General features: G+C 48.3%; 12 protein-coding genes, 1 pseudogene and 1 CRISPR repeat array. Of the genes and pseudogenes, 6 read left to right on the top strand and 7 right to left on the bottom strand.

Features of this window, described 5'->3' with window-relative positions; translation table 11 throughout:
* Positions 1-132 precede the first annotated feature (132 nt).
* Genes cas4 through cas2 form a run of 3 tightly spaced genes read left to right on the top strand, consistent with a single transcriptional unit; the run spans position 133 to position 2,028 of the window.
* Entirely contained in the window at positions 133-726 is a 594-nt protein-coding gene (gene cas4 / locus JGK20_RS18920; protein ID WP_293231732.1) for a CRISPR-associated protein Cas4, read from the top strand.
* A 22-nt stretch (positions 727-748) separates the two neighbouring features.
* On the top strand, positions 749-1,750 hold the full coding sequence (gene cas1d / locus JGK20_RS18915) for a type I-D CRISPR-associated endonuclease Cas1d (protein WP_293231730.1): 1,002 nt from the start codon (positions 749-751) through the stop codon (positions 1,748-1,750).
* 2 nt (positions 1,751-1,752) lie between these two features.
* Entirely contained in the window at positions 1,753-2,028 is a 276-nt protein-coding gene (gene cas2 / locus JGK20_RS18910) for a CRISPR-associated endonuclease Cas2 (RefSeq protein ID WP_096830500.1), read from the top strand.
* A gap of 252 nt (positions 2,029-2,280) precedes the next feature.
* Positions 2,281-3,720: direct repeats of the CRISPR family, unit length 37 nt; unit sequence GCCGGAAAATACCTAAAACCCTATCAGGGATTGAAAC.
* Positions 3,721-3,728: 8 nt separating this feature from the next.
* On the opposite strand, the gene JGK20_RS18905 is transcribed toward cas2, so the two are convergent.
* From JGK20_RS18905 to JGK20_RS18895, 3 genes are all read right to left on the bottom strand, one after another.
* Positions 3,729-4,880, bottom strand: coding sequence for a glycosyltransferase family 4 protein (locus JGK20_RS18905; RefSeq protein ID WP_293231728.1), 1,152 nt, complete (start codon positions 4,878-4,880; stop codon positions 3,729-3,731).
* Positions 4,881-5,209: 329 nt separating this feature from the next.
* Positions 5,210-5,386, bottom strand: coding sequence for a hypothetical protein (locus JGK20_RS18900; RefSeq protein ID WP_293182277.1), 177 nt, complete (start codon positions 5,384-5,386; stop codon positions 5,210-5,212).
* On the bottom strand, positions 5,353-7,674 hold the full coding sequence (locus JGK20_RS18895) for an IMS domain-containing protein (protein WP_293231726.1): 2,322 nt from the start codon (positions 7,672-7,674) through the stop codon (positions 5,353-5,355). Before JGK20_RS18895 ends, JGK20_RS18900 begins: the two co-directional genes overlap by 34 nt.
* A gap of 400 nt (positions 7,675-8,074) precedes the next feature.
* On the opposite strand from JGK20_RS18895, the gene pdhA reads away from it, so the two are divergent.
* The gene (gene pdhA / locus JGK20_RS18890; RefSeq protein WP_293212274.1) at positions 8,075-9,106 is read left to right on the top strand and encodes a pyruvate dehydrogenase (acetyl-transferring) E1 component subunit alpha; all 1,032 of its coding nucleotides are present in this window, start codon (positions 8,075-8,077) and stop codon (positions 9,104-9,106) included.
* A 244-nt stretch (positions 9,107-9,350) separates the two neighbouring features.
* On the top strand, positions 9,351-9,797 hold the full coding sequence (locus tag JGK20_RS18885) for a clan AA aspartic protease (protein WP_293231724.1): 447 nt from the start codon (positions 9,351-9,353) through the stop codon (positions 9,795-9,797).
* Positions 9,798-9,953: 156 nt separating this feature from the next.
* On the opposite strand, the gene JGK20_RS18880 is transcribed toward JGK20_RS18885, so the two are convergent.
* The 3 genes from JGK20_RS18880 to JGK20_RS18870 form a co-directional block, all read right to left on the bottom strand.
* Positions 9,954-11,054 (bottom strand): M24 family metallopeptidase, encoded by a 1,101-nt coding sequence (locus JGK20_RS18880; RefSeq protein WP_293231722.1) that lies wholly within the window; start codon positions 11,052-11,054, stop codon positions 9,954-9,956.
* A gap of 164 nt (positions 11,055-11,218) precedes the next feature.
* Positions 11,219-12,304: a galactose-1-phosphate uridylyltransferase gene (galT, locus tag JGK20_RS18875; protein ID WP_293231720.1), complete on the bottom strand. Its 1,086-nt coding sequence runs from the start codon at positions 12,302-12,304 to the stop codon at positions 11,219-11,221.
* A gap of 382 nt (positions 12,305-12,686) precedes the next feature.
* Positions 12,687-13,781 (bottom strand): beta-glucosidase, encoded by a 1,095-nt coding sequence (locus JGK20_RS18870; RefSeq protein WP_293231718.1) that lies wholly within the window; start codon positions 13,779-13,781, stop codon positions 12,687-12,689.
* Positions 13,782-13,959: 178 nt separating this feature from the next.
* On the opposite strand from JGK20_RS18870, the gene JGK20_RS18865 reads away from it, so the two are divergent.
* The gene (locus JGK20_RS18865) at positions 13,960-14,136 is read left to right on the top strand and encodes a hypothetical protein (RefSeq protein WP_293231716.1); all 177 of its coding nucleotides are present in this window, start codon (positions 13,960-13,962) and stop codon (positions 14,134-14,136) included.
* Here JGK20_RS18865 and JGK20_RS18860 read toward each other — a convergent pair.
* Positions 14,133-14,559: pseudogene (locus JGK20_RS18860) on the bottom strand (glycoside hydrolase family 2); the annotation flags it as partial. The gene JGK20_RS18865 and the pseudogene JGK20_RS18860 overlap by 4 nt on opposite strands.

The raw sequence follows: 14,559 nt of genomic DNA, 5'->3' as shown, positions 1-14,559 counted from the left end.
CTTGCCTGTTGCTAATTCCCAATTTTGAGGGCGGGCAAGATGCCCACCCCACAATAACACTAAACTCTTGTGGAACAGGCATCTTGCCTGTTGCTAATTTCAATTACTAATCTCCTACAAACTATCAAAATTATGAACGATTTTGATTACATTTCGATCGCACTTTTGAACCAATACTCTTACTGTCCCCACCGCTGTTGGCGAATGTCTTGCGCGGGAGAATTCACAGATAACCAGTATACCATCGAAGGGACGAGTTTGCACGATCGCGTTCACACTCTCAGTCAAATCAACCGCGATGAGACTTGGCAGGTGCGGGCGATTTGGCTCAAGTCTGAAAGGTATATGCTGATTGGAAAATCGGATTTGATTGAATCAACGGATGGTGAGTTGTACCCCGTTGAGTACAAGCGCGGGCGGAAGGGGGAATGGGATAACGATGAGTTGCAAGTTTGCGCTCAAGCCCTTTGTTTGGAGGAGATGACGGGGAAAAGTATTGCGACTGGATATGTGTATTACGCGCAGTCACATCAGCGGCAGTTAGTCGAGATTTCTGAGGGATTGAGACAGGAGACGATCGCAACTATCAACGCTATCCAAATTTTACTGCAAACTGGCAAAATTCCTCCAGCACATTATAGCAAACGCTGTCAAGGTTGCAGCCTTTATCAGCAATGTTTGCCTCAAGCTGCTGAGAGAGTTCTGCGCTATCAAGAAGCTAATTAAACCTCATTTTTTGGAGTCAATCATGGGAACACTTTATATCAATCAAGATGATGTGTTTATCGGGAAAACAGATGAACGCCTCAATGTCAAGGCAAAAAATCAAACGTTACAGGATGTGCCTTTGATTCATTTAGATGGAGTGGTGATTGTGGGACGGGCGACTATTTCCCCGGCTGCGGTTGCAGAATTGCTTCAGCGGAAAATTCCTCTGACTTTTATCACCGATACTGGTCACTATTTGGGTAAGCTGGAACCGGAATTAAGTAAAAACATTTTCGTTCGGAATGCTCAGTGGAAAGCGGCGGGGGAAACTCCGCAAGCTATTCATGTTGTCCAGGGTTTTATTCGGGGAAAATTGAAGAACTATCGCACCAGTTTATCTCAAACTCAGCGGGAACATTCGGAACTAAATTTAAGTTCGGCAATTATGCAGATTTCAAATGCGATCGCGAAACTTGACAAAACTGACAACATTAACTCTTTGCGCGGACACGAAGGTGCTGGGAGTGCGGCGTATTTCGGAGTTTTCAACCAATTAATTCGGGCGGAAGGCTTTGTGTTTAAACCGCGACACCGCCCTGCTACCGATGCAGTGAATTCTTTGATGAATTTTGCTTACACGTTGCTACGTCACGATGTCCAAAGCGCGATTAATATTGTGGGATTTGACCCTTATTTAGGATACCTTCATACCCAGCGCTACGGCCGCGTGGGTTTAGCGTTTGATTTGATGGAAGAGTTCCGCCCGTTGGTGGCTGACAGTGTAATTCTCAACGCGATTAACCGCCGGATTCTGACGCCGAATGATTTTACTGTGGAACCGCTGAGTAATGTGATGCGACTGTCGGAAACGGGACGGAAAGAGTTTTTGAGGTTGTATGAAAAGAAAAAGCAGTCTGAGTTTAAGCATCCGGTTTTGAAACGCAAGTGCACTTATCGAGAGGCTTTTGAGATTCAGGGGCGGCTGTTGGCGAAATATTTGATGGGCGAGATTGACAAATATCCACCTTTAGTTTTGTACTAGATATGCACATTCTGATTTCTTACGATATTTCGGAAGACAAGCGCCGGACAAAGATTCACAAAATGCTGAAGTCTTATGGGCAGTGGATGCAGTACAGTGTATTCGAGTGTGCCGATTTGACTGAGACGCAATACGCTAAATTGCGATCGCGCCTGAACAAAGTCATCAAACCAAACGAAGACAGTATTATGTTTTTTCCGCTGTGCGCGTGCTGTCAGGGTAAGATTGAACGTATTGGTGGGGTTGTTCCTGCCGATCGCACAATATTTTTTGCCTAGTTTCCGTGAACCAGTAGGTGTTAAAATAGGGGTATCAAATTTTTTGGCTGAAACTGATGTGCAGCAAGAGTTTGATGCCCCTAGTCTCAAAAAACGATTCACGGAAAATCTGAAAGCTTTACAGGATAACGTCTTTGGGGTGAGTATGAAAAATTGGGGATTGACAAGCCTAGGGCTGGAATGGTACTTTTGTTTTAGATTCACGGAACTGCACCTTGAAAACCAAATACACCAAGGCTTCTGGAGCGGGCGGCCGGAAAATACCTAAAACCCTATCAGGGATTGAAACGTAGCCAAAGAGCCAGTTTTGGCTTTTGCTCAACTTAAGCCGGAAAATACCTAAAACCCTATCAGGGATTGAAACAAACCAAAGGGACGGCATATTGTAATTCCTAAGCGCCGGAAAATACCTAAAACCCTATCAGGGATTGAAACAGAATAGCTATTCAAACAACAGCGGGCGTATTCTTTGAGCCGGAAAATACCTAAAACCCTATCAGGGATTGAAACTCTTTGAGTTTTGCTCTTTGGGATGGCCCTTTTGCCGGAAAATACCTAAAACCCTATCAGGGATTGAAACGATCAGTGCTTCCAAAGGAACGACTTCCTTCTCCCTAAGCCGGAAAATACCTAAAACCCTATCAGGGATTGAAACGATTTAATTGCTCAGCATTTAATTGAATCAACAATTCTGAGCCGGAAAATACCTAAAACCCTATCAGGGATTGAAACATTCTCGTCGCGGATGTAGAGACGGATCTTCGGTGCCGGAAAATACCTAAAACCCTATCAGGGATTGAAACACCGTTCAGAACACAATCTTTTTCAACAACACATCAGGGCCGGAAAATACCTAAAACCCTATCAGGGATTGAAACTTTGCACAGAGAGACAAAGACATCGATTTTTTCGCCGGAAAATACCTAAAACCCTATCAGGGATTGAAACTTGGTTTGGTCACAGGAGCTGCCCAAAGCCGAGGTCGGCTCATGAGCCGGAAAATACCTAAAACCCTATCAGGGATTGAAACTTGTTTGTTGACATCAATTCTTTGCTGTGTTAAAGCCGGAAAATACCTAAAACCCTATCAGGGATTGAAACAACCGTCCGATCGAAGCGAGGAACTGATTCCCTCCCTGGCCGGAAAATACCTAAAACCCTATCAGGGATTGAAACAAAGCAATCGGCATATTTACCTACCTAAATTAAAGCCGGAAAATACCTAAAACCCTATCAGGGATTGAAACTGAGTGCCAGGCTGGGATCTTTCGTCAGGGGAAGGCCGGAAAATACCTAAAACCCTATCAGGGATTGAAACAATCAATGAATTCTCGCTCAACAAAACTGCTCAGAGCCGGAAAATACCTAAAACCCTATCAGGGATTGAAACTCGGGTAAACCAACGTAAAGCCAAAAACGCTTACCTTGCCGGAAAATACCTAAAACCCTATCAGGGATTGAAACATACCTATCGGGTAGGTGTAAGGAACCAAAACCTTGTGCCGGAAAATACCTAAAACCCTATCAGGGATTGAAACAGGATATCTTATCTAAATTGGTATATCTTATGCGTGAGCCGGAAAATACCTAAAACCCTATCAGGGATTGAAACCAGGGGTTCCTCCATGCCGAAGCTGTTCAATTATGTCATTTACGCCGGAAAATACCTATTTCCCCATCTAGGGCTTGAAACGCCCAAATTACAAAATTATTGGCTCAAAAATAGACTTCTCCTCACTCCTTTTATCCCCTCCCATAACCTCAAGTAGCCGATCGACCGATCGCCCCCAACTAAAATTATCAGCCACAAAACCCGGGTCCGCAACCCGAGCTCTCGCGGCAATTCCAGGCTGCTCGATCGCCCGCTGCATCAAATCAGTCAAATGTTCCCACTCCGGAGCTAACATAAATAAGGTTTCTCCCTCAATTACCACAGCCGTCAATTTACTCTCGATTCGCAGTGCAAAGTCCGATCGAGTAAAATCATCAGTCGGCCCGCCCTCCGTACAAATCACCGGCAAACCGCAAGCCACAGCTTCCAACACCGGCAGATTAAAACCTTCCGCCAAATAAGCAGAAACATAAACATCTGCTGCTTGGTAAATCTCCGCTATTTGAGCAAAAGATAGCTGGCTCCCAGTATAAATTAATCTCGGTAAAACCCTCGCTCTTTCAGCATCGTTGAGCACAACTCGGCAGGCTTCAGCAATCTCGTCTCTAGACGGATAAAGCAATTCTGAACCTTTCAAAACTAATCTCGCATCTGGATATTTGTCAACTACCGCCGCGAAGGCTTTTAATAAAGGACGAATCCCTTTGCGATCGGTTTGTCCTCCGATGTTTAAAAATATAAAATAGTTTGACCAACCGAAGCTTTCGCGCAGCAATTGACGCCGATCGCCCGAAACAGGATAATAAATATGAGGATCGACTCCCAAAGGTACAACCGCAATTCGATCGCCCTCAACTCCGCTACGAATTAAGCCCGCTTTTGACCACGCCGAAGGTGTAATAATTTTTACTTCTGAATTAACCGGAGTTTGGGCGATCGACCTAACGCCGATCGCCTGCAATACTGTACTCGTAATAATCCCCCATTCTGTGGCTGCAAATACCCAAGTTTCGGTGCTGCTGGATGCTGAAAAGTCCCACGGGCAGTGCATTCGCAGCGTCACGTCGGCTGACTGATTTTCCCCAGGGTTCGGAATGCTGCGGAGCAATCTGTCATTTGGGCGATCGAACAAACTAACTTTCGTCTCCCAAGCTGCGTCTACGTAGGGCATATCCCGGTGAAAAAGCTCAATTTGTCCTGGAGGGCGATGGCTTACGCCCCGGCTTACGCCTACGAGCATTTCTAATAGTTGAAATTGATTGAATACGCAATAGGAATGACAAATAAAACGCCAGCATTCAACAATAATTTGCAATTCAAAACTCCGATCTAAGAATTTAAAATTCTAGCAGAAGAAAGTTCGGCTAACGAGCAATGTACGGGATGTAATATCATATCAATTCCGGCTGCACCGGAATAATATAGAGGAGACGGCAGTGCCGTGTCCCTACAATTGATCGTAGGGACACGGCACTGCCGTCTCCTCCGTCTCCTCCGTTTAGATCATTCCGATGCAAACGGATTTAATATTACCCAAAATCAGGAAACGGCAGTGCCGTTTCCCTACAATTAATCGTGGTAGGGAAACGGCATTGCCGTCTCCTCCTCGCCCGAGGATAATCGATCATTTTGGAGTAGGGAAACGGCATTGCCGTCTCCTCCGTTACTTGGGACACCCAATGCCCAATGTCCAATGCCCAATGCCCAATTCCCTACTTCATCACTTGCCAATCCATAATCCGCCATTGTCCCTCTTGGCGGATCAAGTCGTAGCGAATGCGGAGGTTTTCGTTGCGGGAAGTAACTAACTGTTCGCGATCGAAGGTTTCGGCTTTTTCGCTGACTTGGGCTTCTACTTCGGCGCGATCGGGATTAGTCGGATTTGTCTTAACTCCTTTAACTTCTAGCTTGTGCACGTAACGCTGGTGGGCGTTGTTTTTCTGTTGGGCATCTGCCATCAATTGCCAGCGAGACAAAGCCGGTTCTGTGAGAACTTTCTGTAATTCTTCGACAGCGTGATTGGGGCCCAAAGCCGCTGCTTTCGCCGACAGCCAGTCTTGAACTATTTGTTTGGCTCCTTCTTCCGTCATTGCTCCCGACACTGGGGCGGGGGCGGGGGCGCCAGGCTCTGGGGCAGGGGCTAGTGCGGGGATTTCTATGGGCGGTGCATCGAGGCTGACGCGGGCTTGTTCTCCTTGGAGAGATGGGCCTGAGAGGGCTTGCAAGGCACTCAAAAACAGACTGAGTATTAACCACAGAATTAACAGGCTCAGGACGGCTGCGACGACAAGCAGAGCCAGCTTGTTTGGTGGCAGGGACTTGACTTGGGCCCCAATTTGGGCTGCTAGGGTGCGCGCCCGATCGGCAAAAGAACCTGTTAACCCCTGGCCGATCGCTCCGCTGCGCCGGCTCGAACTCGGGTTCCTGCGCGGTTTGGAGGTCGAGGCCGCAGGCCGTCCCGCCGTAGCTGTCGGGAGAGAGACGGCCGCCGCAGCCCCAATTCCTGCCGCCGTTGCCTGATATTTCGGCGCTGAAGCTGCGCTGGATCTGTCAGTCGGTACGGGGGTCAAGGTGAGACTACTGGCTGCCTGTTTGGCTGCGGGAGGCTGTGGAGGTGCAGGCGGGCGATCGCCCGCTGGTTGCAGTTTCCCCTGAGGTTTGCCCGATCTCGGTTGCACGACGACCCATTCGTTGGCGGTTTCGGCATCCGAGGGCAAAGCTTCTAGGTAAGCTTGGACTTTCGGATCGGCAAAATAATCTTTCAAAGAGACTGACTGGTTTGCCAAGTCGCGGAAGTGAGGAAACACTTCTTCTTGCAGCCAGTGTTCGGCGTACAAGCAGAGTCCTGGCAACAAATCGGGAGAATCTTGGGAATGTTCGCGAATGAACGCGAGGGGTTCTTTTTCCGAACTGAGTTCGAGAGATCTGCTGGCTTCTTCTGTCTGGCCCAGCAGCAGCGAACACACAGCTTTTTCGAGGTGAACGTCTTGGCGGCGGCCGAGCTGCATCAGCATCAGCTTGGCGCGGCGGATCATCGAAGGCTGTCTGGCGGCAAATCCTTGGGCTAACAGAGTGTAGACCGAGAGGTAAGTGGCCACTGCGGAGGGGCGGCCGGCTTCAGCTTCAAATAGGGTCTGCTGCTCGCTACTGGTTAGGTGTTTGCGGAGTTGCTGGACGAAGCGGAGGAAGTCTTCTATTCCTAAACCCGATCGATCGTCCCCCGAGCCATCGATGCCGCCCCGTTCCTCCAGCATTTCTCGCAGGATTTGCAGTCCCTGGCGGCGCTCGGAGACTTTTTCTTCGGGGAGCGATAGTAATTCTAAAATGTTGTACGGACGGAGTTTGTATATATCGGTTTGCATTTCACCCCTCACGCTTGGAAATAAGCTTTCGCGCAGCAGCAGTTCTTGACCTGCGTCTAGTGATTTTGCCGCATTTTGGTATTGACCTTGCTGCCACTGTTCGCGGCCGAGTTCTAGGCAGGCCAGGGCTACGGTTAAAACGATATCGGGCCGCACGAGCTGCGGGTCGCCGAAGCGGCCTTCGTCGATCGCGATGCTGCCATTGTTGAGATACGGGCGCCCCAGCTTCTGTACGAGTTCGTATTCCCCCAGTTCTTGCAGTACGAGCAGGGCTCCTACGAATTGGTTGTCATCGATTTCAATACTTGGAGTGTGGGGGTCAGGAGCAGCGTCTAAAGCCTTAGACTCTGCCGCAACGGTTTCTCCTGCATCTTGCAGGACTGTGGCCGGCCCAGTAGAGGTTTTCGACCTCTGCTTGGCCGCCATGGCTGCTTCCGACTCTCGATCGTAAGTTTTGGCTAAAAAACTGACATCATAAGCTTTGCGCCCGTCTGAGTCTGACAGAACGGCGCAGGCTTCATCGATCAGTTGTTTGCGGGCGACGATCGCAACTTCGGAATACTCCCGGCGTGGAAGCTGTAAAGTGCGATCGCGGTGAGCCTGCTGCAACTGTTCGGCAGTAGCTTGAATCGGTAGACCCAAAATACGGTAGTAATCTAGTGGAATGAGCACTGTCCACTTCCCCAAAGCGCTAGCAACTGAATTAGCCTATCTTAGGTGATGCTCTCACATCAAATCTCAAAAATATGATTTTGATGTGAGCTTCTGAGTCCTGTTAAGGATATCGAGAACTTCCTTCAAGGTACTCCGACTGTTTCCCTCTACGGCGTTTTAGAGTGAGGTTCGCATCCTGCCCCACTTTGAACAAGACCGATCTTAAGTTTTAGACACAACCGCAGCGGGTCGATGTGGCAGTTGGCTCTCCCTATTTTGGCAAATTTCCCATACTAAGCTCATTTTAACAATGCTTGTAACTGCTGCTGGGAAAATGTTCGCCCATTTTATGCTGCGGTTGTGTCCTCTGTCGGTTTACATTTAGATGTTTAGGCAGCCGATCGGGTATTAATTTTTTATGGAACGGACTCTACCAGTTTTTGACGCACAAAGCGTAACTATTTCTCGGGATGAGGGCTTGATGCTCTACGAGGATATGGTTTTGGGGCGCTTTTTTGAGGACAAGTGTGCTGAGATGTACTACCGGGGCAAAATGTTTGGTTTTGTCCACTTGTACAACGGCCAAGAAGCCGTGTCTACTGGGGTGATTCGATCGATGCGCCGCGATAGTACGGATTACGTCAGCAGCACCTACCGCGATCACGTTCACGCTTTGAGCGCGGGCGTACCGGCGCGGGAAGTAATGGCGGAGTTGTTCGGAAAGGAAACCGGTTGCTCGAAGGGCCGCGGCGGTTCGATGCATATGTTTTCGGCAGAACATCGGCTGTTGGGAGGCTATGCTTTTGTGGCTGAGGGGATTCCTGTAGCTACGGGGGCGGCTTTTCAATCGAAGTACCGGCGCGAAGCTTTGGGAGATGAAAGTTCCGATGGCGTGACTGCTTGTTTTTTTGGCGATGGTGCGGCAAATAACGGGCAGTTTTTCGAGTGTTTGAACATGGCGGCTTTGTGGAAATTGCCGATTCTTTATGTTGTGGAAAACAACAAATGGGCGATCGGCATGGCCCACGAGCGAGCTACTTCTGACCCGATGATTTTCAAGAAAGCTCATGCTTTTGGCATGGCTGGAGTTGAGGTTGACGGGATGGATGTTTTGGCGGTGCGGGAAGTCGCGAAGGAAGCTGTAGCGCGGGCGCGGGCCGGCGAAGGGCCGACTGTGATCGAGGCTTTGACTTATCGTTTTCGCGGACATTCTTTGGCAGATCCTGACGAATTGCGCTCTAAGGAAGAGAAGGAATATTGGTTCCCGCGCGATCCGATTAAGAAGTTGGCTGCTGATTTGATCGATCGCACTTTGGCGACTGCTGAGGAATTAAAGGCGATCGACAAAAAGATCGAAGCTGTAATTGATGATGCGGTAGAGTTTGCGGAGAAAAGCCCCGAACCCGATCCGAGCGAATTGTATCGGTATATCTATGCTGAAGATGAATAGTCTTTAGACATATTTAGCCGAATGTTGTTGCAGCCTACAGGTTAAGACCTGGAGCATCCCATTTTTGCAAATATACTCGTAGGGGCGAAGCATTTCGGCAGTAAATCTCTGGTTATTACTAATAAATTGTCTGCCGAAATGCTTCGCCCTTACAAAATTGAGATGTACCCTTAAAACCTGTGGCTGCACAAATTTCAAGCTAGAATCAAAGGTAGACTTTGTAGACGAAAGAGAGGCGATTTTTATGATAAATTGCGATCGAAATCAAATCAGCAAAAATATGGGCGCAGTTCGAGTCAAAGTCAAGCTCACGAATGCAATTGATGAAGCCTTAGTCAGTCGAGGATTGCTCAATCCCAATCTGTTGCGCGTGTACGAAGCAGAAGCACTGATAGATACTGGTGCTGTACGTACAGCAATTCCCCTAGAAGTCTGCGAACACCTCGGTTTAAGAATTCGGAGTCAAGAAATAGCCAAATATGCTGACGGCAGACAAGAAACTGTGGGATTGACTGAACCAATTATCATTGAACTGGAAGGGCGCGAGACGATAGAGGCAGCAATGGTTTTAGGCGATATCGTGCTAATCGGTCAAACTGTGTTAGAAACTTTAGATTTGCTGGTAGATTGCAAGAATCAGCGTCTAGTTCCCAATCCTGAAAATCCCGAAAGACCTGTATTGAGAGTATAAGAGGACACGGCAGTGCCGTGTCCCTACCGCGATTAATTGTAGGGAAACGGCACTGCCGTGTCCTGATTGTGGGTAATTATTAATTCCTATGTCACCGGATTTGATATAACTCTACGATCAATCTGTGTATCCGTGTCAAAATCCGCTTTCCTTCGACTAGATTTCCAGTGGCACAGGGCGCAACCTGCCCGCTACTTCTACACTCGGCCAATTCGGATCGAATGTCAAATTTTCCAACTTTCCACTGCTGGAAATTACAAACGTATCCTCAATTTTTGCTCCCGACAAACTCGGATTCCAAGCTACAGCTATATTTTCACTCAAAATATCTGAAGTAGCCGGATTAGCCACAATTTCCCGCGCCAAATATCCAGTAGTTCCGCCTTGATGGTGTTCCCGAATTGCTTGAGGATATCCGTGCTGTTCGTAAGCTTGTTTCAGCGTATCATAAACCGCATTCATAGATACTCCCGGGCGGCACGAATCTAAGCCAGCGGCTTCAATTTCTCTAACTTGTCGGTGCAATTCTGAATGCTGTTTTTCTAGAGAACCAAAACAGACAAATCGAGTTAAATTTGCATACAAACCGTTTCCCCTAGCGCAGAATACTAACATGGCTTGCTTCCCAATTTGTTCGGCGGTGGCGGTGGCGTGGCGGTATAGCGGCAAACGCCTTTCTCCAGCCACTAATGTCAGGGCTGGATGCAAGCCTCTCGCCCACAATGCCTCTGCACCTGCTCCCGCTAGCTGATATTCTGTCCATGTCGGTTTTGCCGCCGAAAGTACCTCTGTCATCGCTTCGCTGGCTAAACGTCCGACTCGGCGATACCGCTCTAATTCGCTTGACATCATTGTCTGTTTGCGAGACTGTAAAGATGCGGCGATCGCAGTTTCGTTATGATGAATTGGTCGATCGCACATCACGTTACCGCCACCAGTAATTTCTTTGACAAAAGCTTCGCGCTGTGCAACATCTGCCCAAGGATAGATGTGCTTTTGAAAGTTGTCGGGCAATTCTTCATCTTGCAAGCGTTGAGCTTCGATTTCATCTGTCAGCACAAAAGCGTTTTCGGCGGTAATTAATATTTCTGCAACTCCGGTTTCTGCTGTCAGCAATACTGTATTGGAACCGCCAGCGGTGGCCCAAGCAAACCAGTCGGTGCCGCGCAACCGCAGGGCGATCGCTCTGGTTTCGGTTAAGGTTTTGCGGATGAATTCGAGTTTGCGATCGACTTCTGGATTTAATGAGTTTATCATAGATGAAAGTTCGGCAGCGGATTGTGTAACGGATATAATATCATGTCTGGTCGATTAACCGCAATCTTGTAGGGGCGGGTTTACTAACAATAATTGCCTAAAAACGCTCGTCTCCTAAACCCGCCCCTCTCCACGGTAAATCTCTAAAATCTAAAATCTAAAATCTAAAATAGATTTACAGCTACTGCTTGCAATTCTTTGGCTTTTTCTTCAGGTAATGCGTCGTTGGCAAACATTCCGGCGGCGAGTTCGGTTCCTGCTAGATATTTTAGCCGATCGCTCGATCGATAGGGCGGATAAAATTCAGCGTGCAAATGCGCCTCTGGATGCGGATTCCCGTCTGTCGGCCCTTGAAACCAAGCCATCAAATAAGGGAATTGGCGCTGCCACAAACCGTCGTATTTAAGGGTGACTGTTTTTAAGGCTTTAGCGAGGGATTGACGCTGTTTTTCCGTCAAATCGATAAATGTAGCAGCGGGAGTTATCGGCGCAATCCAAACTTCGTAAGGGTAGCGGGCGCAAGCGGGCACAAAGGCGATCGCCTCGGAGTCTAAATAAAGAATTCGCTGTTTGTCAGCAATCTCTTTTTGAATCAAATCTTGCAGCAAACCGGAACTGTTTTTTTGATAGTAAACCGACTGACATTCTAACATCCGCGCGGGGACTGGTGGCACGAAGGGATAAGCGTAAATTTGACCGTGGGGATGATGCAAAGTTACTCCGACTTCGACGCCGCGATTTTCAAAAGGCAAGACGTATTGAATTTCTGGATTGCTGCCGATAACTGAAGTGCGATCGGCCCATACTTCTAACAGCAATTCTAAGTGAGATAATTCTAAAGAACCGAGGGAAGCCAGCGGATCTTGAGTGAAAACAACGACTTCGCAAATGCCCTTAGCAGGCAAAGTTTCGACAATATTTGCAGGTGCGTTTTTTGCCTGAAAAGTCATCGAGGGAAAGCGGTTGTCAAAAACAGCTACATCGTAATCTCCAGGTGGCAATTCTGTCGGGAATTTGGGATTAATTGTCGCAGCCAGCGGGTTGTATTCCGGCGGCGGCATGAAAGTTCTTCCCTGACGGTGGCTGGCGTATGCTACCCATTCCCCGCGCAAAGGATGCCAGCGAAAGTGCGGGTTTGCTTGTACGGGTTCATTGCTGGGACTTACGGCCGCGATACCTTCTGGGATTGGGTAGCGGCTGTAGAGTGTCAGTGGGCGGCCGTCTGGTTTTCGCAATATTTGGGAGTGCATTTTTGTTGGGGCGGGCGTTTTTAATAGATGTTAGGAGTATAACTTCGTGCTGGGAGAATTCGCCCCTATCTAAAGTCGCAATTTTTGTTGAGACTCGGCGGTTGAAACCGCGTCTACACAAACAAAGTCCGCCTTCGCGGACTGAAGAATAAAGGGGGTATTTAAGTATGATTTGGTATGATGCGTGCGATCGCACTTTTAAATATATAGAAAGGCTTAATTCTGGCAAACTTCGACCTTGGATTAAGTCTGTATAATAAACGTCAGCCAAAAGCGATCGCCCTTTTATATCTAATCCCAAATCCGGCTTAAATACCCGCTCTAACTCTTAGTCCGCGCAGGCGGACTTCGTTTGTATAGACGCGGTTTCAACCGCCGAGTCTCAACACTTAAGCAACGGTTCAATCTGCTGCCTTTGAAACTGCAATTCATCCGCCAAAGGCTGATAAATTTCTCGATCGCCCTTTTCATCGCAATAATCCCAAAGACCATTGTAGCAGTGGCGATCGTCATCCCAACCCGGATGGTTGACAATCGGATACAAACAAACTCCATCCACCGGAACTCCGGCTTTAATCGCCGCCGCTACCTCCGTGCACACATAATTCAACCACACAGGTCTAAAATCGTCTTCAGTACCTGTTTCTGCAACGAATAAGGGGCGGCCGTAGCGATCGAACACTTCTTGCAGCAGTTCGCGAAACGGGCGGTACAGCTTGTCTGTGTATTTCATCGGATTTTCATTGTGAATCCACTGATTGCGATCGTAATAATTCACCCCAATAATATCGAGATACTTTTCCTGGCCGCCAAGTTCGGGGCGAAAGCGTCCCGCCAACATATCCCAAGCTTGATATTGAGATAAGCGATAACCTTCCGCCACGTCTTTATCTTCCGGTTTGTCAGGATCGGCAATAATGTTAATTACCGGGTCGATTTGAACGATGCGGGTGCGGGGATTGACTTCCCAAACTGATTCTATCGCTGCGATCGACGCTTTGATCAACTGGATTTTCAGCTCGTCTCCGCGTCCTTTAGCAAAAGGATTGATGTAGGCGACATCGCCGCCGGCCCAGGCAATAAATGAAATTTCATTGACAGGTGTCACAAAAGGTGTTTGGTCGGTTTCCTCAGTCAGCACTTGCATAAAAGCGCGCACCATCTTAGCAAACCGGGACACGAATTCGGGACTGAAAATATCAATATCGTCGGGCCAGCCGTAGTGAAACAAATCCCAAATTACCTGCATTTTCATGTCGCGGGCGGCCCGGATAATTGGCAGGGAACTGGAAAAATCGTATTTTCCCGGCGACTGTTCAATTAAGTGCCAGCGGAGGCCTTCGCGGACTGTGTAAATGCCCTGTTCTTGCAAGCGTTGGTAGTCGGCGACTGCAAATTTATCGTGGCCGGTGGCGACTGTGACATCAAGGCGTTTTCCCGATCGCAATTTGTGGGTGGAACATTCAAATCCGCCCATGAAAAAACTTTGAAACATTATTAGGTAATGGGGAATGGGGAATGGGGAATGGGGAATGGGGAATGGGGAATGGGGAATGGGGAATGGGGCCTAAAAGCATTGGGCATTAGGAATGGGGAATGGGGCCGAAAAGCATTGGGCATTAGGAATCGGGAAGAGGTTCATAAATGATTGAGACTTGCTATATCCAATAACTTGGAACTGCGGGCAATTACCAATTACCAATTACCAATTACCAATTACCAATTACCAATTACCAATTACCAATTACCAATTACCAATTACCCATTCCCAATTACCAATTACCAATTACCAATTACCAATTACCAATTACCAATTACCCATTCCCAATTAGGGAATATCCCAGCCGAGAGTTGCCGCCGCGATCGCCTCTATGGGAAATTTGGGAGTGCGATCGGCATACAGCAAACCGTTAGCTTCTTGGAAAGTATCGGTCAACTGTGTATAGCAAAATCCGCTGAACATTTCCACTCGATTTACTACTTTCAGCAACGCGCTGTAGCGGTGTCGCAATTCAGATGTGTCCGAAGCCCGCACGTAGCCCCAAACCCTGAGATAATCTGGGTTTTCGCGGCCGGCGCAGGCTATTCCGCCGAATTCCGTCAGCATCACGGGCTGTCCTTGGTGCGGGTGTCCGTCGAGGGTGAGGACTCGCCCGCCGGGACGCCCGCGATCGAACAAATCGGCTAGCTGGACTTCGGGCCCGTAGCGTTTTGCCACAGTTTGCGGGTTGTTGTCGTAGTCGTGAATAGCGAGG

The sequence above is a fragment of the Microcoleus sp. PH2017_05_CCC_O_A genome (assembly GCF_020738785.1).
In the GTDB taxonomy this organism is placed as follows: domain Bacteria; phylum Cyanobacteriota; class Cyanobacteriia; order Cyanobacteriales; family Microcoleaceae; genus Microcoleus.
This window is presented reverse-complemented; position numbering and strand designations above follow the sequence as displayed.